The sequence below is a fragment of the Leifsonia sp. C5G2 genome, from assembly GCF_013359685.1.
Taxonomy (GTDB): domain Bacteria; phylum Actinomycetota; class Actinomycetes; order Actinomycetales; family Microbacteriaceae; genus Leifsonia.
Genome location: NZ_JABFMV010000007.1, coordinates 1 through 19,411, shown reverse-complemented (window position 1 = coordinate 19,411; position 19,411 = coordinate 1). Strand labels below are relative to the sequence as shown.

Annotated in this window: 20 protein-coding genes; 12 read left to right on the top strand and 8 right to left on the bottom strand. The window is 69.5% G+C overall.

Annotation, left to right across the window (positions count from 1 at the left end):
• Positions 1 to 13 precede the first annotated feature (13 nt).
• From HNO83_RS10640 to HNO83_RS10630, 3 genes are read right to left on the bottom strand one after another with little or no spacing between them, the layout of a single operon-like run.
• Positions 14 to 1,141, bottom strand: coding sequence for a bifunctional 2-methylcitrate synthase/citrate synthase (locus HNO83_RS10640; protein ID WP_175337512.1), 1,128 nt, complete (start codon positions 1,139 to 1,141; stop codon positions 14 to 16).
• A gap of 59 nt (positions 1,142 to 1,200) precedes the next feature.
• Positions 1,201 to 2,100: a methylisocitrate lyase gene (gene prpB, locus HNO83_RS10635; RefSeq protein ID WP_175337511.1), complete on the bottom strand. Its 900-nt coding sequence runs from the start codon at positions 2,098 to 2,100 to the stop codon at positions 1,201 to 1,203.
• Positions 2,101 to 3,672: an MmgE/PrpD family protein gene (locus HNO83_RS10630; protein WP_175337510.1), complete on the bottom strand. Its 1,572-nt coding sequence runs from the start codon at positions 3,670 to 3,672 to the stop codon at positions 2,101 to 2,103.
• Between the two features lie 31 nt (positions 3,673 to 3,703).
• Here HNO83_RS10630 and HNO83_RS10625 point away from each other — a divergent pair, with 31 nt between their 5' ends.
• A complete protein-coding gene (locus tag HNO83_RS10625; protein WP_175337509.1) occupies positions 3,704 to 4,342 on the top strand; it encodes a LysE family translocator in 639 nt (212 codons plus the stop codon).
• Between the two features lie 17 nt (positions 4,343 to 4,359).
• Here HNO83_RS10625 and HNO83_RS10620 read toward each other — a convergent pair whose 3' ends face one another.
• Both HNO83_RS10620 and HNO83_RS10615 read right to left on the bottom strand, forming a co-directional pair.
• On the bottom strand, positions 4,360 to 4,890 hold the full coding sequence (locus HNO83_RS10620; RefSeq protein WP_175337508.1) for a YbhB/YbcL family Raf kinase inhibitor-like protein: 531 nt from the start codon (positions 4,888 to 4,890) through the stop codon (positions 4,360 to 4,362).
• Positions 4,891 to 4,899: 9 nt separating this feature from the next.
• Positions 4,900 to 5,676, bottom strand: a complete 777-nt coding sequence (locus tag HNO83_RS10615) for a polyprenol monophosphomannose synthase (protein ID WP_175337507.1) — start codon at positions 5,674 to 5,676, stop codon at positions 4,900 to 4,902.
• A 148-nt stretch (positions 5,677 to 5,824) separates the two neighbouring features.
• On the opposite strand from HNO83_RS10615, the gene trhO reads away from it, so the two are divergent.
• Both trhO and HNO83_RS10605 read left to right on the top strand, forming a co-directional pair.
• Positions 5,825 to 6,712, top strand: a complete 888-nt coding sequence (trhO, locus tag HNO83_RS10610; protein WP_175337506.1) for an oxygen-dependent tRNA uridine(34) hydroxylase TrhO — start codon at positions 5,825 to 5,827, stop codon at positions 6,710 to 6,712.
• A 125-nt stretch (positions 6,713 to 6,837) separates the two neighbouring features.
• Complete coding sequence (locus HNO83_RS10605; protein WP_249776662.1) at positions 6,838 to 8,424, top strand: cation:proton antiporter; 1,587 nt, start codon at positions 6,838 to 6,840, stop codon at positions 8,422 to 8,424.
• Here HNO83_RS10605 and HNO83_RS10600 read toward each other — a convergent pair.
• A complete protein-coding gene (locus tag HNO83_RS10600) occupies positions 8,417 to 9,865 on the bottom strand; it encodes an LssY C-terminal domain-containing protein (protein ID WP_175337504.1) in 1,449 nt (482 codons plus the stop codon). The genes HNO83_RS10605 and HNO83_RS10600 overlap by 8 nt on opposite strands.
• Positions 9,866 to 9,908: 43 nt before the next feature.
• On the opposite strand from HNO83_RS10600, the gene HNO83_RS10595 reads away from it, so the two are divergent.
• The 3 genes from HNO83_RS10595 to HNO83_RS10585 are packed head-to-tail and all read left to right on the top strand — an operon-like array spanning position 9,909 to position 12,165.
• Entirely contained in the window at positions 9,909 to 10,685 is a 777-nt protein-coding gene (locus tag HNO83_RS10595; RefSeq protein WP_175337503.1) for an isocitrate lyase/PEP mutase family protein, read from the top strand.
• Between the two features lie 23 nt (positions 10,686 to 10,708).
• On the top strand, positions 10,709 to 11,731 hold the full coding sequence (gene acuI / locus HNO83_RS10590) for an acrylyl-CoA reductase (NADPH) (protein WP_175337502.1): 1,023 nt from the start codon (positions 10,709 to 10,711) through the stop codon (positions 11,729 to 11,731).
• A 35-nt stretch (positions 11,732 to 11,766) separates the two neighbouring features.
• Complete coding sequence (locus HNO83_RS10585; RefSeq protein ID WP_175337501.1) at positions 11,767 to 12,165, top strand: DUF1304 domain-containing protein; 399 nt, start codon at positions 11,767 to 11,769, stop codon at positions 12,163 to 12,165.
• A 10-nt stretch (positions 12,166 to 12,175) separates the two neighbouring features.
• Here the strand turns inward: HNO83_RS10585 and HNO83_RS10580 are convergent, their stop codons facing one another.
• Positions 12,176 to 13,411 carry an FAD-dependent oxidoreductase gene (locus HNO83_RS10580; RefSeq protein ID WP_175337500.1) on the bottom strand — a complete coding sequence of 412 codons (1,236 nt, stop codon included), beginning with the start codon at positions 13,409 to 13,411 and terminating at the stop codon, positions 12,176 to 12,178.
• Between the two features lie 23 nt (positions 13,412 to 13,434).
• On the opposite strand from HNO83_RS10580, the gene HNO83_RS10575 reads away from it, so the two are divergent.
• Positions 13,435 to 13,824, top strand: coding sequence for a DUF1304 domain-containing protein (locus HNO83_RS10575; protein WP_175337499.1), 390 nt, complete (start codon positions 13,435 to 13,437; stop codon positions 13,822 to 13,824).
• A 12-nt stretch (positions 13,825 to 13,836) separates the two neighbouring features.
• Here HNO83_RS10575 and HNO83_RS10570 read toward each other — a convergent pair whose 3' ends face one another.
• A complete protein-coding gene (locus tag HNO83_RS10570; protein ID WP_175337498.1) occupies positions 13,837 to 14,223 on the bottom strand; it encodes a hypothetical protein in 387 nt (128 codons plus the stop codon).
• 107 nt (positions 14,224 to 14,330) lie between these two features.
• Here HNO83_RS10570 and HNO83_RS10565 point away from each other — a divergent pair, with 107 nt between their 5' ends.
• The 5 genes from HNO83_RS10565 to HNO83_RS10545 all read left to right on the top strand — a co-directional run bounded on the left by HNO83_RS10565 (position 14,331) and on the right by HNO83_RS10545 (position 19,295).
• The gene (locus HNO83_RS10565) at positions 14,331 to 15,512 is read left to right on the top strand and encodes an ROK family transcriptional regulator (protein ID WP_175337497.1); all 1,182 of its coding nucleotides are present in this window, start codon (positions 14,331 to 14,333) and stop codon (positions 15,510 to 15,512) included.
• Between the two features lie 138 nt (positions 15,513 to 15,650).
• Positions 15,651 to 16,772: an ABC transporter substrate-binding protein gene (locus HNO83_RS10560; protein WP_175337496.1), complete on the top strand. Its 1,122-nt coding sequence runs from the start codon at positions 15,651 to 15,653 to the stop codon at positions 16,770 to 16,772.
• A gap of 130 nt (positions 16,773 to 16,902) precedes the next feature.
• Complete coding sequence (locus HNO83_RS10555; protein ID WP_175337665.1) at positions 16,903 to 17,733, top strand: ATP-binding cassette domain-containing protein; 831 nt, start codon at positions 16,903 to 16,905, stop codon at positions 17,731 to 17,733.
• A complete protein-coding gene (locus HNO83_RS10550) occupies positions 17,730 to 19,013 on the top strand; it encodes a sugar ABC transporter permease (RefSeq protein WP_249776661.1) in 1,284 nt (427 codons plus the stop codon). The genes HNO83_RS10555 and HNO83_RS10550 overlap by 4 nt, the downstream gene beginning before the upstream one ends.
• Before the next feature lie 45 nt (positions 19,014 to 19,058).
• The gene (locus HNO83_RS10545; protein ID WP_175337495.1) at positions 19,059 to 19,295 is read left to right on the top strand and encodes a hypothetical protein; all 237 of its coding nucleotides are present in this window, start codon (positions 19,059 to 19,061) and stop codon (positions 19,293 to 19,295) included.
• Positions 19,296 to 19,411 lie beyond the last annotated feature (116 nt).

Genomic DNA, 19,411 nt, shown 5'->3' with positions numbered 1-19,411 from the left:
CACGTGGAGTGCGTCACCGCTCCAGGTGGCGCTCCTCGGGTCCGGTGTACTGCGAGAGCGGCCGGATGAGCGAGTTCTCCGCGTACTGCTCGAACACGTGAGCGGTCCAGCCGGTGACGCGCGCGGCGGCGAACAACGGGGTGAACGTCTCGGTGTCGAAGCCCATCAGGTTATAGGCGGGCCCGGACGGGTAGTCGAGGTTCGGTTTGATGTTCTTGCGCTCGCCCATGGCGCTCTCGAGAGCGTCGTAGAGGTCGAGCATGTCCTGGCGACCGTAATGGTCGACCAGCGTGACGAGCGCGGCCCGCATCGTCGGCACCCGGGAGTCGCCGTTCTTGTAGACGCGGTGCCCGAAGCCCATGATCTTCCGCTTCTCGGCGAGCGCGTCATCCAGCCACCCGGCCGCACGATCCGCCGTGCCGATCTCGTCGAAGGCGTGCATGACCGCCTCGTTCGCCCCGCCGTGCAGCGGGCCCTTCAACGCGCCGATGGCTCCGGTGACGGCCGAGTAGACGTCGGAGAGCGTGGATGCGATCACCCGTGCGGTGAACGTGGACGCGTTGAACGAGTGCTCCGCGTAGAGGATGAGGGAGACCCGGAAGGCGTCGACGACCACGTCGTCGGGAACCTCTCCGAATGTGACCCAGAGGAAGTTGCGCGAGTAGTCGAGATCGTCACGCGGTTCCACGGGCTCGAGGCCGCGACGGCGGCGCTGGATGTACGCGACGATCGTCGGCAGCTGCGCGAGGAGATAGAGCGCGCGACCTTCGTTGAGGTCCCGGTCGAGCACGCCATCCGTCTGCTCGAGAGTGGCGTCCAGACCGCCGAGCTGGCTGACCGCGGTGCGGAGAGCGTCCATCGGGTGCGCCGATACGGGGATGTCGTCCAGCACCCGACGGGTGCGGTCGTCCAGCCGGCGAAGCGAGCGCTCGAGCGATTCGAACGCGACGAGCTCATCGTCCGTCGGCAGCTCGCCGTGCCAAAGCAGGTACGCGACCTCCTCGAACGAGCAGTGCGCGGCCAGCTCCTGGACCGGGTACCCGCGGTACAGCAGGGAGTTGGTCTGCGGGTTCACCGACGAGATGGTCGTCGTGTCGACCACGACGCCCGCCAGCCCCTTGTGGATCTCCGGATCGGTCATGCGAGCTCCTTCGCTGCGAACGGTGCACCGCCGATCGGCGGCGTCACATGAGACAGGTACTAGCGGCGCACCTCGAAGTTGTACACCGAGGTGTCGAAGGCGTTGTAGCCCTCGTAGTCAATCAGGTCGTACAGATCAGCGCGATGCTGCATGGCGCCAAGCATCGGCTTCAGCGTGCCCTCCGAGAGAAGCTGATCCAGGCCGCGCTCGGCCGCACCCATCGCGAGCCGGAGAAGCGACACGGGCCAGATGACGATGTTGACACCGACGTCGCGCAACTGCTCGACGGTGAAGAGGTCGCTCTTCCCGAACTCGGTCATGTTGGCCAGAATCGGTACGTCGACGGCCGAGCGCACGGCCTCGAACTCCGCGAGATCGGCCATCGCCTCCGGGAAGATCGCGTCCGCGCCCGCATCGACCAGCGCCTTCACGCGATCGATCGCTGCTGCGAGACCCTCGACCGCGCGGATGTCGGTGCGCGCCATGATGAGCAGGTTCCGGTCGCGCCGTGCATCGACGGCGGACCGGATGCGCTTGAGCGCGGTGTTCTCGTCCACCACCTGCTTGCCATCGAGGTGGCCGCAGCGCTTCGGGTTGACCTGGTCCTCGATGTGGAGCCCCGCGACACCCGCATCCTCCAGTGCCTGGACCGTGCGCGCGACGTTCATCGGCTCGCCGAACCCCGTGTCGGCGTCCACGAGCGCCGGGAGGTCGGTCATCCGCGTGATCTGGGCGGAGCGCGAAGCCACCTCGGTCTGAGTGGTGAGGCCGATGTCGGGAAGACCGAGCTCGGCCGACAGCACCGCGCCGGAGATGTAGACGCCCTCGAAGCCCTTGCGCTCGATCAGCCGCGCACTGAGCGGGTTGAAAGCGCCCGGCATCCGGACGAGCTCGCCCGACGCGAGCCGGGAGCGAAACGCTGCGCGCTTCTCGTGGGCGGGAACGGACGAATACAGCATCTAGAACAGTCCCTTCGGCGCGGCGCCGGACGCCAGGACGCCCGGTCGCGCGGTGATGGTGAGGCCGCCGAGCTCCGCTGCGGTCAACTCCGGGAGCCGCTCGGCGAGCCCGAGGAAGCGCTCGATCTCGCCGTCGTCGAGCACGTCCGCAGCGAGAGTGCGGAACTTGGAGACGTAGTCCGCGCGGGCGAATGGACGCGCTCCCAGCGGATGCGCGTCCGCCACCGCGATCTGGTCCTCGAGCACGCGGCCATCCGCCATGGTGATGACGACGCGACCGCCGAACGCCTTCTCCGCAGGGTCCGTGGAGTGGTAGCGACGCGTCCACTCGGGATCCTCCGTCGTCGTCACCTTGCCCCAGAGCGCCACCGTGTCCGGGCGCGCAGCGCGGGACGGGAGGTACGACTCCACGTGGTGCCAGCCGCCGTCCTGAAGCGCCACGGTGAAGATGTAGGGGATGCTGTGGTCGAGCGTCTCCCGCGACGCCGTCGGGTCGTACTTCTGCGGGTCGTTCGCGCCCGAGCCGATCACGTAGTGCGTGTGGTGGGAGGTGTGGATGACGATGCTCTCCACGCGCGACGCGTCGGCCACCTCCGGGTGCTCGCGGTGGAGCTTCCGGGCGAGGTCGATCCATGCCTGCGCCTGGTACTCGGCGGAGTGCTCCTTCGTGTACGAATCGAGGATGGCGCGCTTCGGCTCTCCGCGCTCGGGAAGAGGCACGTCGTACGAGGCGTCGGGGCCGTCCAACAGCCAGGCGATGACGCCGTCCTCGCCCTCGTAGATCGGCGTCGGGCTCGTCTCGCCGCGAAGGGCCCGGTCGATCGCCTCGACCGCCATCTTGCCCGCGAAAGCCGGCGCGTGTGCCTTCCAGCTCGAGATCTCGCCCTTGCGCGACTGACGGGTCGCGGTCGTGGTGTGCAGCGCCTGCCCGATCGCCTGGTAGATCGTCTCCGGCGGAAGGCCGAGCAGCGTCCCGATGCCGGCGGCGGCGGACGGCCCGAGGTGAGCGACATGGTCGATCTTGTGACGGTGCAGGCTGATCGCTCTGGCGAGGTCGATCTGGACCTCGTAGCCCGTGGCGATGCCGCGGGCGAGGTCGCGGCCGGTCAGGCCGTAGGCCCGCGCAGCGTGCTGCGCCACCGCGGTCACCGGCGGGATGTTGTCACCCGGGTGCGAATACTCGGCTGCGAGGAAGGTGTCGTGGTAGTCGAGTTCGCGCACCGCCACCCCGTTGGCCCACGCCGCCCACTCCGGCGAGACCCGGACAGAGGCAGGCTCGCCGAACACCGTCGAGCCGTCCTGCGGGTGCTCGACGGACTCGGTGAGCTCCTCCAGCTGGCGGACCGGGATCGGGTGGGCAAGCGCCTGCGACCTGGCCGAGACGACCGGACGACGGGTCAGCGATGCGGCGGCGACCGCTGCGTTGTCGATGACCCGGTTGATCACCATCTCGGTGACCTCCTGGTCGACCTCCACCGGATCGGCCGCGACCTCCGCGATCTTCCACGCGAGCTGGTCCTGCCTGGCGAGATTCTCTTCGCTGCTGTGCACACGAACGTTGTGGAGCTTCACGTAACGAACCTACCTCCCCTACGCTCGGCACATGGTTCCCGGCCCGTCGCTGCTCGCGTTCGCCCTCGCGTCGATCGCTCTCATCGTCATCCCCGGGCCGAGCGTTCTGTTCGTCATCGGTCGATCCCTGGCGCTCGGCCGGCTCGGCGGGCTGCTCAGCGTGCTCGGCAACGCGCTCGGGATGCTCCCGCTCGTGATCGCCGTGGCCTTGGGGATCGGAGCGATCGTCGCCCAGTCCCTCGTGCTCTTCACGATCATCAAGTTCGCCGGCGCCGCCTACCTGGTCTACCTCGGCATCCAAGCGATCCGGCACCGACGGCACACTGCAGTGACGCACGAGGCGACCCCGCCGCGCCGGTCACGATGGCGCATCCTGGGCGAAGGCTTCGTGGTCGGGCTCACCAACCCGAAGTCGCTCGTCTTCTTCGTCGCCGTGCTCCCGCAGTTCGTCGACTACCGAGGAGGGGCGATCCCGCTCCAGCTGTTCGAGCTCGGCGTCGTCTTCCTGATCCTCGCGTTGATGTTCGACAGTGTGTGGGCGCTCGCCGCAGGCACGGCGCGCCGGTGGTTCGCCCGGTCACCCAAGCGGGTCGAACGGCTGGGCGCGACCGGCGGGGTCATGATGATCGGCTTAGGAGGGGTGCTCGCCTTCACCGGTGTGAAGCACTGACCCTCGGCACCGCCCGGTCAGATGTCGCCGGCCGTCGCCACCGGTGTGATCACCGCTCGCGCGAGCGTGTGGAAGTGCGCATTGAAGCCCAGCACCGCCGGTGTCGACTCCGGATCGAGATCGAGGTGCTCGACATCGAGAGCGTGCACCACGATGTTGTAGTGGTGCGTTCCCGTCCCGGGAGGCGGCCCTGCGCCCGTGAAGCTCTTCGAGCGCATCTCGTTGGAGAGCATCGCCGCGCCTGCCGGCAGGCCGGCGCCGCCCTCGACCCCGGCGTTCGACGGAAGCTCGGTGACCGAAGCAGGGATGTTGTAGACGGCCCAGTGCCAGAAACCCGAGCCCGTCGGCGCGTCAGGGTCGTGGATCGTGACGGCGAAGCTCTTCGTCTCAGCTGGGAAGCCGCTCCAGGAGAGCTGCGGAGAGACATCGCCGCCTCCCCCGCCTGCGCCCCACTGCTCGCGCGAGAGAGGACGGCCTTCGGCGACATCGTCGCTCGTCACGGTGAAGGTCGGAACAGTCTTGAAACGCTCGAGAGGATCGTTGGCCATGCCGCAACGCTACGCCCGGCGCGCTTTCTCCGCAGTCGTCGGAGCCGGCCGTCGGCGGAATCGGTGCGGAAGACCCGTCAGGCCCCAGACCGTGACGCGGAGCATCGCCTCCACCACGATGCCGCCACCCATCTTGGATGCGCCGCGCTCCCGTTCGACGAACGTGATGGGCACCTCGACGATCGCCAGTCCCGCGTCGCACGCACGACGGGTCATGTCGATCTGGAAGCAGTAGCCCTGGCTCTCGGTCCGCTCGAAGTGGAGCCGGCGCAGCGCGTCCGCGGTGAACGCCCGGTAGCCGCCGGTCACATCCTTGACCGGGAGACCGAGGGCGATACGGGAGTACGCGCTTCCTCCGCGCGAGATCAGCCGGCGACCCGCGGGCCAGTTCACCACGCCGCCGCCGTCGACCCACCGGGAGCCGAGCACGACGTCCGCGCCCTCCTGGTCGTCGTCCTGGCGCAGGGCTTCCAGCAACCTCGGCAGCTCCTCCGGGCGGTGCGATCCATCCGCATCCATCTCGACGATCGCGTCGAAACCGGCATCCAGCGCCCACTGCATGCCGGCGCGGTACGCCGCCCCCAGGCCGTCCTTGCCGGCGCGATGGAGCACATGCACGTTCGCGTCGGTCGCGGCGAGCGCGTCCGCCAGCTCACCGGTGCCATCAGGGGAACCGTCGTCGACGACGAGGATCTCTGCGTCGGGGACGGAGGCCCGCACCCGCCCGACGATCGCGCCGACGTTCTCGCGCTCGTTGTACGTCGGGATGATGACGAGGGTTCGCAACGAGCCGCCTTTCTTACAGGGACGCACCCCGGGGTTCCATTCACCCTGTCGCACGAGTCTGAACGGCAGGCGAACGAGCCTTCACAGGCTCACAGCCTCCACGATCCTACGTTCGGCGGCTCAGGCCTAGGCTGCATAACATGGGGCGGTGCCCGTCCCGAAGGTCCTCCTCTACTACGCGTTCGTCCCGCTTCCCGACCCGGAGGCGGTCCGGCTGTGGCAGCGCGAGCTGTGCGAGAGGCTGAATCTCCGGGGGCGGATCCTCCTGTCGCCGCACGGCATCAACGGAACCCTCGGGGGCGAGCTCGACGCGCTCAAGCGCTACCTCCGGGTCACGAAGGAGTTTGCGCCGTTCCGCGGGCTGGACGTCAAGTGGAGCACCGGTTCCGGACTCGATGCGGACAACAGGAGCCTCGACTTCCCCCGGCTCTCCGTGAAGGTGCGCGACGAGATCGTCTCGTTCGGCGCGCCCGGCGAGCTTCGAGTGGACGCGAACGGCGTCGTCAACGGAGGCGTGCGACTGACCCCGGAGCAGGTGAACGAGCTCGCGTCGGAGCGCGAGGACCTCGTGTTCTTCGACGGGCGGAACCGATTCGAGGCGGAGATCGGACGGTTCCGGGATGCCGTGGTGCCCGACGTCTCGAACACCCGCGAGTTCGTGACGGCGCTCGACAGCGGCGCCTACGACCACCTCAAGGAACGTCCGGTGGTCACGTACTGCACCGGCGGGATCCGGTGCGAAGTCCTCTCCTCGCTGATGCTGGCGCGTGGATTCCGCGAGGTCTACCAGCTCGAGGGCGGGATCGCGCGCTATGGCGAGGAGTACGGCGACGGCGGTCTGTGGGATGGCGCGCTGTACGTCTTCGACGGGCGTGGTTCCCTCACCTTCAGCGACGGTGCTGCAGTGCTCGGCCGGTGCAGGGTCTGCGGAGATCCGACCAACCGGATGCGCAACTGCGTCGACCTCTCGTGCCGGGAGCAGTTTGTCGTGTGCGAAGGGTGCGACGCCACAGCCTGCGAGCAGCACGCCGCCTGAGAAGCGTTGCCGCTGCACCCTCCTCCGTTCGTCGAGAAGTGCCCACAGGCCACGCGCAGGACGAGCTCTCCACAGACTCCGGGGAATCTTGGCGGCGGTCCCGCGTTCTCGCCATCATGGACAGCATGGATCCGGTCACCACCATCGTCTGGATCGTGTCATTCGTCCTCGTCACGGTCACCGTCACCGGGCTGTCGCGCCGGGTGGGATGGTCGGCGCCGGTCGTGCTCGTCGTCGTCGGCGCCGCCGCGTCCTTCGTGCCGGGGGTCCCCGCCGTCGCGCTGGAACCGGAGGTCGTCCTGTTCGGCCTGCTGCCGCCGCTGCTCTTCGCCGCGGCGATCCAGACGTCGATCGTCGATGTGCGCGCCAGGCGCGACGGCATCCTGCTGCTGTCGGTCGGACTCGTGGCCTTCACCGTCATCGTGGTGGGCTTCGCGACCTTCCTGGTCGTCCCGGCCATCACGCTCGCGGCGGCGTTCGCCTTCGGAGCGGTGGTTGCGCCGACCGACACGGTCGCCGTTCAGGCGGTGGCAGGACGCGTCAAGCTGCCCCGGCGACTCCTCACCGTGCTCCAAGGCGAGAGCCTGCTCAACGACGCGACCGCACTGGTCGCCCTGAACGCCAGCATCGCCGCCATCGTCAGCATCGTGAACCCCTGGGCGATCGGGGGCGACTTCGTCCTCGCCGTGGTCGTGGGTGTGGGCATCGGCCTCGTCGTCGGGCTCGTCCTCGCGATCATCCGCAAACAGCTGCGGTCGCCCGTCCTCGACACGTCGCTCGCGCTCATCACCCCGTACCTCGCGTTCATCCCGTCGCAACTGTTGCACGGCTCCGGAGTGCTCGCCGTGGTCGTGGCCGGCCTGTACCTGGGCTACCGATCCCCCACGATCCAGACGGCGGAAGCGCGCATCGCGGAGACGATCAACTGGCGGACCATCAGCTTCCTGCTGGAGAACGCGGTCTTCCTGTTCATCGGGCTCGAGCTGCGGTCCATCCTCACCGCAGCCTTCACGTCCGGCATCACCGTTCCGCAGACCATCGGCATCAGCGTCGTCGTCCTCCTTGCCATCTTCCTGGCGCGTTTCGCCTGGATGGTGGGCACGACGGCCCTCTACCGCTATGGTCCCCGGCGGTTGCGGGAGCGTGGCTGGTCGTGGCCGACCGGCATCGCCGTGTCCTTCGCCGGAATCCGGGGCGTCGTCACGCTCGCGGCGGTGTTCCTGCTGCCGACGCAGACGCCGCATCGCGAATTCCTGCAGTTCCTCGCATTCGTGGTCGTCGTCGCCACCCTGCTCGAGGGGCTCGCGTTGCCGTGGATCATCCGCCGACTCAAGCTGCCTCCCCCCGACTTCGCACAGGAGGCCAGCGAGATGCAGCGGCTCCTCGCCGAGGCGCAGTCGGCCGGGCTCGAGCACCTCGAGTCGCAGGTCACCGGCGACGAAGACGAGCGGGTAATCGAGCGATTGCGCATCAATGCGCTGTTCCTATCGGACGCGCTGGAGAATCCGTCTCCGGATGAGAGCGCCGACCTGCCGCTGGAGTACCGCAGGCTTCGCAGGACGATGATCGTCGCAGAACGTCAGGCGGTGCTGGAGGCCCGGGCGGAAGGGCGGTACCAGGAGCCGGCCGTGCGGTCGGTGCTCGCCTTCCTCGACGCCGAGGAGTCCGCGCTGAAGGCGGGCGGCGCGGACGGGAAGAAGCCGCTCATGTGAGACCGGAGCGAGACGACGAGCCGGCATCGGCGTCGCCCCCGATCGCGGCCGCCGAGACGGGGCCTGCGGCCGGCACCGCGGGCGCGGCGGCAGCGGCAGCCGCACCGCGCGGCCGGCGAGCCCAGAGGCGCGAGCGCTTCGAGGAGAGGGCGAGCACCACCAGGATGTCGAGGGCCACGCCGAGGAGGTTGTTCCGCAACGAGACCTCGGGGCCGCCGTTGAACGAGTCGATGGCCGCGGTCACGACGATCAGCGAACTGTACGACATCGCCGCGATGCGGGCCGAGTTACTGCCGAAGAACACGAGGAGGGCGAGCAGGAAGTAGAGCACCAGGCCGGCGCCGAAGACGCCCATCACGATCCCGAGCACCAGATTCGCCGAGTCCTCCTGGCTCGGGTCCAACGCCCCGGTGTTCAGCTCCGAGGCGACGAAGGCCTTCCAATCCAGCAGGTTCAGCGCGATGTACAGCGCACCGGCGCCGACACGCAGCATCATCAGCAGGACGCCAAGGGTGGTCGGCACGGGCCGCCGCTCGGCGCGGGCAAGCCGGCGGGCGTCGGCGTCCGCCGCGACCCTGACGGCCTCCGGATCGACCAGCACCGCGCTCACATCGAGCACGGGCAGGTCGCCGTCCGTGACGATGCTGTCGCCGCCGCCGTTGCGCGCGTGATAGCCGGTCGAGAAGTCGCGGATGACCGACACCTCCACGCCGACGTCCGCACCGAGCAGGGTGGAGACGATGTGGTCGCGCTCGATGTCCGTGTCGGCGTCGATCTTGTGCGTGATCTGGAGCGTGAACAGCGAGAACCCGACGGCACGGTCGAAGGTTCCGGCGGCCAGCCACTCCACGCGGTGACCCCCGGGCAGCAGCCAGCCGTCCGGGCAGCGCCAGAAGCGCACATGGTGGCGCTTCGCCGGGTTGCCCTTGACCTCCTGCTGGTACGCCACATCCTGCTGCCGGCCGAACAGGAACAGCGGGCTGACCGGCGCCTCGTCGTAGCTGCGCCGCAACACCGTCGAGGCGACGATCCTCCAACTGGAACGCAGCGTCACGTCGTCGGCGCGCGTCCACCCCGCCGCGCGCATCGCGTCGTCGAGCTGCGCCTCCGACCCCACCAGGGCCAGGTTGATCGGGTCGCCCAACAGACCGTCGCTGGTGCGGGCGCGGCCGATGAAGTAATCGGGGACGTAGATCTCCGTCAGAATCCTGTGCAGCCGCGGCAGCACCAGATACGCCAGCACGGCCCAGAACAGCACGAAGAACAGGACGAGGAACCAGCCCCAGTCGAAGCTGGCCGTCAGCACCAGCCAGGCCAGCCAGACGGCGGCCACACCCCCGAAGACGAAGAACGCGTAGTCGATGACGCTGCTCGCCGACACACGCCGGCCGAGCGCCGAACGACTCTTCGGCACCTCCAGCGGCTCCCCCGTGCGGGACATGCCGCCATCCTAGAGCGCCAGCGCCCGGTCGTAAGGTGGGCGCATGACCGGCATCCAGGAGCGCGGCACCGAGCTGCTCCGCCTCCACGAAGTCCCCGAGCTCCTCCAGCTGATCAACGTGTGGGACGCGATCAGCGCACGCGTGGTCGCGGACCTCCCCGAAACCCGGGCGCTGGCGACGGCCAGCCACTCGATCGCCGCGTCGCTGGGCTACGACGACGGCGAGAACATCCCGCTCGACCTCATGCTGGACATGATCGGCCGCATCGTCGCCACCACCGATCTTCCCGTGAGCGCCGACCTCGAAGGAGGCTACGGCGACGCGGGCGAGACGATCCGGCGCGCGATCGCCGTCGGGGTCGTCGGGGCGAACCTCGAAGACCGGATGCGGCCCTTCGACGAGGCGGTCGGCGCCGTCCGGGCCGCGGTGCGCGCCGCCGAGAGCGAAGGCGTTCCGTTCGCGCTCAACGCCCGCACCGACGTCTACCTGCGGGATGCGCTGCCCACCGATGAGGAGAAGGCCGAGGAGGCGATCCGTCGCGGCCGCGCGTTCCTGGACGAAGGGGCGACCTGCGTGTTCGTCCCCGGCAAGCTCGACGAGCACACAGTCGAGCGCCTCGTCGGCGGACTCGGCGAGCGCCGCCTCAGCGTCATCGCGGTCCCGGGGTCCCTCACCCCGGCGCGCCTGCAGGAGCTCGGCGTCGCCCGCGTGTCCTACGGTCCCTGGACCCAGCGGGTGGCGCTCACCGCGCTCCGCGAGACGGCCCTCGAGCTGTACGCCGGCGGCGAGCTTCCGCGGGGCACCCAGACGCTCAACTGAGCCCGCGGCGTAGGGTGAAGGCCATGAGCGACTTCCGGGCGATCGTGATCGAACAGCAGCTCGACGGGGGCCGGATCACCGCCCACAGCGCCGAGGTGCGGCGCGTCGGCGACGACTTCCTCATGCCGGGGGACGTCACCGTCGCGGTGGAGTTCTCCGACCTCAACTTCAAGGACGGGCTCGCCATCGCCGGGCGCCCCGGTGTCGCCCGGACGTCGCCGCTCATCCCCGGCATCGACCTCGTCGGCACCGTGCAGCAGTCCGGCGACCCGCGCTGGCAGCCGGGAGACCGGGTCGTGCTCAACGGCTCCGGGATCGGCGAGAGCCACCACGGCGGCCTCGCCGAGCGGGCGCGCGTGGACGGCGACGCGCTGGTCCGCGTGCCCGACCAGCTCACGTCCGAGCAGGCGGCGGCGATCGGGACCGCCGGCTTCACGGCGATGCTCGCCGTCCTCGCACTCGAACGCAACGGGGTCGACCCGCAGGAGGTCGCCGACTCCGGCAGCAGCGTCCTGGTCACGGGCGCGGCGGGCGGGGTCGGGTCCGTCGCCGTCGCCCTGCTGGCGAAACTGGGCTACCCGGTCACCGCATCCACCGGACGCGTGGAGGAGCAGGGCGACTACCTGCGCGACCTCGGCGCGACCGCGATCATCGACCGGTCCGAGCTCGACGCGCCGGGGCGGCCGCTCCAGTCGCAGCGCTGGGCGGGCGCGGTGGATTCTGTCGGCAGCCAGACGCTGGCCACCGTGCTCGCGCAGACCCGGTACGACGGCACCGTCGCCGCGTGCGGACTCGCCCAGGGCCCCGACCTGCCGGCGACGGTGATGCCGTTCATCCTGCGCGCGGTCACCCTCGTCGGCATCAACTCGGTGGAGGCGCCCCCCGCGCTGCGCGAGACGGCGTGGCGGCGCCTCGCGGCCGACCTCGACGAGGAGGCCCTCGCGGCGATGACCCGGTTCATCCCGCTGGCGGACGCGATCCCCGGGGCCGACGACATCCTCGCCGGTCGGCTGCGCGGCCGGACGGTGGTCGACGTCCGCGCCTGACGGGCGCGGGGCAGACCCGTCGGTATGCTGGCGCCATGATCGTCCTCGCCACCGTCGTGGTCACCCTCGCCGCCGCGCTCCACATCGCGATCTTCTTCATGGAGAGCGTCGCGTGGACGCGCCCGACGGTCTGGAAGCGCTTCGGGGTCGCCAGTCAGCAGGCGGCGGACACGACGCGCCCGATGGCGTACAACCAGGGGTTCTACAACCTGTTCCTCGCCATCGGCGCCATCGTCGGCCTGATCCTGTACGGCGTCGGGCAGCACATCGCCGGGCTCGCGCTCATCATCTTCACCACCGCGTGCATGATCGCCGCGGCCGTGGTGCTGACGACGACCGGGCGCGGATACCTTCGGCCGGCGATCATCCAGGGCATCCTGCCCTTGATCGGCCTCGTGCTGCTGCTGATCGGCATCGCCAACGGCGAGAGCTGACCCCGCAGCCCTAGCGCAGCTCCGCCGCGACCGACTCCGGCCGGAGCCCCCGCCCGATCAGGCGCGAACTGACCGCCTGCATCGCCGGGGTCACCCCGACGAGCGCCAGCCGCAGCGGCGCCGGGAGCGGGTCGGGCAGCAGCCGCACGCCCTCCGGCCGCGAGATGAAGCGGTGCGCCGCGAGCTGGATGCGCTGCATCGCGGCGACCGGAGGCACCCGCCTGCGCTGGATCGCATCCAGCAGCCGCAGGTCGATCCCGTGCGATGGGGCGACGTCCTCCCGCAGCGGACCGGCGAGCACGTTGGCGGCCGCGACGGCATCCTGGACTGCGTAGTTGACGCCGACACCGAACGCGGGAGACATGGCGTGCGCGGCATCCCCGATCGCCAGGTAGCCGTGCCGGTACCAGCGCGGCAGCCGGTCGATCTGGACGCTGAGCAGCTTGACCTGGTCCCACTCGGTCACCGTCGAGAGCACCGCGTGCAGGTGAGGGGCGGCCTGCTCCACCGCGGCCCGGAAGGCGCCGAGGCCGCCCTCCTGCAGCCGGCCGAAGCCGCCCTTCGCGATGACGAGCCCCACCTGGAGGTAGTCGTCGCGCTCGATCGTGACCACCATCCCGCCGCCCCCGATGTACGCGAGGGTGTGCGCGGGCTGGTCCTTGGGGCTCGGGAGGCGGAACCACAGCACGTCGATCGGCACCCCGAACCGGCGGGGACGAAGCCCGGCCTGCCCGCGGAGCTCGGAGCCGCGCCCGTCGGCCGAGACGACGAGGCGGGCGCGGATCTCCCGCGACCCGTCCGGCTCGGTCACGCGCACACCGCGCACCGCGTCGGCGTCCCAGATCAACTCGTTCGCCTCCGTGCTCATCAGCAGCCGGAAGTTCGGGTACGCCGCCGCCTCAGCGGCTAGGAAGTTCAGGAAGTCCCACTGCGGGGCGAGCACGAGGAAGTCGTCCGGCGGCCGCAGCCTCCCGAAGTCGATCGCGTGCACGCGGTTGCCGTTCACCACGACATCGAGGCGCGGCACGCTGGTGTGCGGCAGGCCGAGGAACCGCTCACGCAGGCCCAGCTCGCCCAGCACCCCGATGGTGGACGGGTGGATGGTGTCCCCGCGGAAGTCGCGGAAGAAGTCGGCGTGCTTCTCCAGCACCACCACATCCACTCCGTTGCGGGCGAGAATCAGCCCGAGCATCATGCCCGCGGGGCCTCCCCCGGCGATGACGCACGTCGTCTGCAGCGTCTCCATGCACGGCAGCGTATCCTCCCGGCATGGCCATCATCGGCAGCGTCCTGCTCGCGGCGGCGGCGATCGTGCACCTCGGCTTCTTCGCGATGCAGAGCGTGATATGGGCGGCGCCGGGCGTCTGGCGGCGGTTCGGCCTCCGGAACCAGCGGGACGCCGACGTCGTGCGGCCGATGGCGTACAACCAGGGCTTCTACAACCTGTTCCTCGCCGGCGGCGCGGTGGTGGGCCTCGCCCTCTACTGGACGACGCTGCGCCAGGTCGGGTTCGGGCTCATCTTCTTCTGCGGCACGTGCATGGTGCTCGCGTCGCTCGTGCTCGTCACCACCGGCCGCCGGTACTGGCGGGCGGCCCTGCTGCAGGGCGTGCTCCCGCTCGCGGCGCTCATCCTGTTCGTGATCGCCGAGAACACCTGAGACGGGCGGCCCTCAGTCGATGACGCCGCCATCGGCCGCGAGTTCGCTGCCGTCGACCCGCAGCGCTTCCACCAGCCGGGCCGCGTGCGGCGTCGACACGATGATGCGGGAGTACTCCTCGCCGTCCAGGTCGATGACGACGGCCGCGCGCTGCTTGCCCTTGATGAGCAGGAAGTCCTTGCCGCCGTGGAACTTCCAGGTGCCGAGGGACAGCGTGAGCGGCACGGCCGCACCGGGCGCCCGGATGCCGCGGATCCAGATCCACGGATCCTCGGTGATGGCGACGGACCGGATGCTGTCGCGCGGCACCACCAGGTCTTCCCGCTTCATGGCCAGCACCTTCTCGGCCCGCGTGAGGTGGATCTCAAGACGGTCAGGGTGAACGTGCAGGTCGGCCATAGGTCTATCCTGCCAAGCCGGTGGCCCGGGAGGGCCGTGCGAAGCTCACAAACCGATTACTTTCACTCGGAGAGCGGCTCCGATGGCCTGCATGTATCCTTCTCGTCGTGGCAACGCAGCGACGGACTCCGGGTTCGCAGACTTCACTTCGTGAAGCCAACCGAGCCCGCATCGTCGACGCCATCAAGAAGCACGGCGGTCTGACCCAGGTCGAACTGGCCGGCGCGACGGGACTCTCCCCCGCGACGGTGTCCAACATCGTCAAGGAGCTCTCGACCTCCGGCGTGCTGCACACCACGCAGAGCATCCGCTCGGGCCGGCGCGCCCAGCACGTCACGCTCGCGCACGCCCTCGGCCTGGTGGTGGGCGTGCACTTCTCGACGCGGCACCTCCGGGTGGCTCTCGCCGACGTCGCCCACACCGTGGTCGCAGAGAACCACATGCCGCTTGCGCGGGATCACCGCGCGGACAACGAGCTCGACAAGGTCTCGCTGCTGCTGAACGACATGCTGGAGTCGGTGGACGCGTCCCGCGACGACCTGCTCGCCGTCGGCATCGCCGTGCCCGCGCCGATCGACCGGGCCACCGGGACGATCGCCCGCAGCGGCATCATGCGCGGCTGGGACGGCGTCGTGATCGCGGACTCGATGGAGCGGCGGATCAAGCGCCCGGTGTTCGTGGACAACTCCGCGAACCTCGGCGCGCTCGGCGAGTCGCGGTTCGGGGCCGGACGCGGAAAGCGCAACACGATCACGCTCGACATCGGCGACGGGATCGGCGCGGGGCTGCTGCTCAACGGCCAGCTGTTCCGCGGCAACCACGGCGTCGCGGGCGAGTTCGGGCACACCACGATCCGCGAGAACGGACCCCTCTGCCGCTGCGGCAACCGCGGCTGCCTGGAGGCGCTGGCCGGCGGCCCCGCCATCCTGGACGAGCTGCGAGACCACCTCGGCAGCCTGAAGCTCGGGGATGTCGTGCTGCAGGCGATGGCGGGCGACGCCCGCTGCATCCGCGCGATCGGGGATGCCGGCCGGCACATCGGCGTCGCGACCGCCAACCTGTGCAACCTGATCGATCCGGAGCGGGTCGTGGTCGGCGGTGAGCTGGCCCGCGCTGGCGAGATCCTGCTCGGCCCGATGCGGCACGCCGTCGAACGCTCGATCATCGTCAACCCCGACCTGATGCCGGACATCGTCCAGGGTCAGCTGGGCATCCGCGCGGCCGCTCTGGGCGCCGTCGCCTACGCCGTGGACTGCGTTTCGATCACGTCGTCCGGCGTCTCGTATTGAAACCGCTCTCACCGTGTCCCCCGAAAGCGTCTCGAACCGTTATCGAAAGTGTTGAATTCAAGTCTTGACGCCAAATCCCTCGGCTGGCACACTCAACGCAGCCGCCAACGAAGGCGGACCCGAATCGGAGGTTTTTCAATGAAGATCGCCACCAAGAGAGCGGTCATCGCGTCGGCCGCGATCCTGCTCACAGCCGTCACCCTCACAGCGTGTTCGAACGGTTCCGGAAACGGCTCGGGTGGGGGAAGCACCAACGACGCCGCCAACGCCCAGATCGGCCTCCTCCTGCCCGACTCGGTCACAGCACGATACGAGTCGGCGGACAAGCCGTTCTTCGAGGCGAAGATCAAGGAGCTCTGCTCCGGCTGCAAGGTCCTCTACGCGAACGCGGACGGCGACGCCAGCAAGCAGCAGCAGCAGGCGGAGTCGATGCTCACGCAGGGCGTCAAGGTCCTCGTCCTCGACCCGTTCGACGGCGAGGCGGCGGCATCCATCGTCGGCGAGGCCAAGGCGAAGAACGTGCCGGTCATCTCCTACGACCGCCTGATCAACAGCAAGGACCTGAACTACTACATCTCGTTCGACAACGAGAAGGTCGGTCAGCTGCAGGCCACGGCGCTCGTCGACAAGCTGAAGAAGGACGGCGTGCCCGCAGGCGCCGGCATCCTGATGGTCAACGGCTCGCCCACGGACAACAACGCCACGCTGTTCAAGAAGGGCGCGCACAGCGTCATCGATTCCAGCGGCTACAAGGTGCTCGCCGAGTTCGACACCCCAGGATGGGACCCCGCGAAGGCCCAGGACTGGGTGTCCGGCCAGGTCTCGCAGTTCAAGGACCAGATCAAGGGCGTCTACGCGGCGAACGACGGCACCGGCGGTGGCGCGATCGCGGCCATGAAGGCGGCCAACGTCAACCCGCTCCCGCCCGTCACCGGACAGGACGCGGAGCTCGCGGGCATCCAGCGCATCCTGATCGGCGACCAGTACATGACCGTGTACAAGGCGCTGAAGCCGGAGGCCGAGCAGGCGGCGACTCTCGCCATCGCGCTCACCAAGGGCCAGAAGCCGTCCGAGCAGACCACGGAGGTGGAGACCGCGGGCGGAGCCAAGATCGCCTCGATCCTGCTGAAGCCGGTCTCGGTGACCACCGACAACATCGAGTCGACGGTCGTGGCGGACAACTTCTACGGCCCCGACTCCGTCGCGAAGATCTGCACCGCGGACTACAAGGCGGCGTGCGACAAGTACGGCATCAAGTAAGAAACCCGATAGGAACCCCGGCCCGGGATGCGCGTCCACCACGGAAAAGCGCACCCCGGGCCGGGTGGTTCCGCTCTAGCCTGAGAACAGGAAGCATGCTGAGCACAGCTCGAAGGAGAACGCCGTGACCATGGAATCCGCCATCGTGGACGAGGAGCGGTCCAGCCGCAGGCCCGTCCTCTCCCTCCGCGGGATCTCGAAGGGATTCGGCGCCGTCCAAGCGCTCACCGACATCCACCTCGACGTCTACCCCGGTGAGGTGGTCGCCCTCGTCGGCGACAACGGCGCCGGCAAGTCGACGCTCGTCAAGATCCTCGCCGGCGTCCACCCCCAGGACGTCGGGACGATCGAGTTCGACGGTCAGGAGGTCAGCATCCCGTCGCCCGCCGCATCGCGCGAGCTCGGGATCGCCACCGTCTTCCAGGACCTCGCCCTCTGCGACAACCTCGACGTCGTCTCCAACCTCTTCCTCGGCCGTGAGATCACGCACGGGACGCTGGACGAGGAGGAGATGGAGCAGCGCTCCTGGACCCTGCTGCGCCAGCTCTCGGCGCGCATCCCCTCGGTCCGGATCGCGGTCGCCTCGCTCTCCGGCGGCCAGCGGCAGACCGTCGCGATCGCCCGCTCGCTGATCGGCGACCCGCGCGTGGTCATCCTCGACGAGCCGACCGCGGCCCTCGGCGTGGCCCAGACCGCCGAGGTGCTCAACCTGATCGAGCGGCTGCGCGAGCGCGGCCTCGGGGTCATCCTGATCAGCCACAACATGGCCGACGTGCAGGCCGTCGCCGACCGCGTCGCGGTGCTGCGCCTCGGACGCAACAACGGCGACTTCCGCGTGCCGGAGGTCAGCTACGAGGAGATCATCTCCGCCATCACCGGCGCGACGGACAATGTGGTCGTGCGCCGTGCCGAACGGCTCATGGAAGCCGAAGAGACCCCGGAACGGAGCCCGGAAGCATGACCAAGGCAGACCAGCCAACGGGTGCGGAGCTGATCGACGGCGAGACGCCCACCCAGATCGCCGCCGACCTTCAGGACGAGCGGCTGATCCGCGACGAGGGCCTCGTCGGCGCCGTGCGGACCTTCGGCCGCCGCGTGCGCGTCGGCGACCTCGGATCGCTTCCCGTCGTGATCGGGCTCGCGGTCATCTGGGTCGTGTTCCAGATCCTCAACCCGAACTTCCTCAGCGCCAACAATCTCGTCAACCTGACGCTGCAGTGCGCGGCGATCGGGACGATCTCCATCGGCATAGTGCTGGTGCTGCTGCTCGGCCAGATCGACCTGTCGGTCGGCTCGGTCAGCGGTGTCGCGGCCGCCATCCTCGGCGTCGGCTTCACCCAGCTGCACTGGCCGCTGTGGCTCACGGTGATCGTCGCCATCCTCGCCGGGTCGGCGATCGGCCTGCTGTACGGCTTCCTGTTCACCCGGTTCGGCGTCCCGAGCTTCGTGATCACGCTGGCCGGACTGCTCGGGTTCCTCGGCCTGCAGCTGTGGATCCTCGGCGCGAACAGCTCGATCAACATCCCCTACGACTCCTGGATCGTGCAGTTCGCGCAGCAGTGGTTCCTCCCGCCGTGGGCCGCGTACGCGCTCGCAGTGGTCGCGGCCGCCGGGATGTTCTGGTCCGACTTCCGCCGCAACGTGCGGCGCAGGAAGGCCGGCCTGTCGGAGGGGTCGATGACGGTCGTCCTGGTGAAGGCGATCCTGCTGCTGGTCGGGCTCTGCATCAGCGTCTGGTACCTCTCGACCGACCGCGGCACCGGGGCGATGTTCCTGTTCTTCGTGGTGCTCGTGATCGTGATGAACTTCCTACTCACCCGCACCCGCTGGGGCCGCTCGGTCTTCGCGGTCGGCGGCTCGGTGGAGGCGGCACGCCGCGCCGGTATCCGCGTCAACCGGGTGTTCATCAGCGTGTTCATCCTCTGCTCGACGTTCGCGGCGGTCGGCGGCCTGCTGGCGGCGGCGCGGCTCGCGTCGGTCGGCGCGGGGTCGGGCGGCACGGACACCAACCTGAACGCCATCGCGGCGGCGGTCATCGGCGGAACCAGCCTCTTCGGCGGACGCGGCTCCGCGTGGTCGGCGCTGCTCGGCATCCTGGTCATCCAGTCGATCTCGAACGGCCTGACGCTGCTGAACCTGGACTCGTCGTACCGCTTCATGATCACCGGTGCGGTGCTGCTGCTCGCGGTCATCATCGACTCGCTGTCGCGGCGGTCGCGCGAGTCGCACGGCCAAGCCTAGGGACCTGAGGTCCCTGCCCCGGGGCGGGCGTGGGAGAGTGGTGGGATGACCCGGACCACCACCTTCCGCGCCCGCCTTCTGCGTTCCGGCACGGAGCCGCAGACGGTGACCGTGCGCGCCGCGTCGGACGCGCCGCCGCGCACCCTGCGGCGCGCAGCGGGCGGTGGCGGGATGCTGGAGTTCGACGTCTACGCGCTGCTCGACGCCGACGGGTGGCCCGCGAGTGCCACCTACACGTACGTCGAGTCCCTCTCGCGGGAGCCCGCCGCCCCCGACGCATAACGCTCACCCCAGCCGAGCGGTGAGTAAACGGGGGAATCCGGCGCGAGTGGTGACGCTATGTCACCACTCGGCGGCCGGGGCTGGGCCGGGTTCGGTCAGGGGGTGGGAGAGGGAGT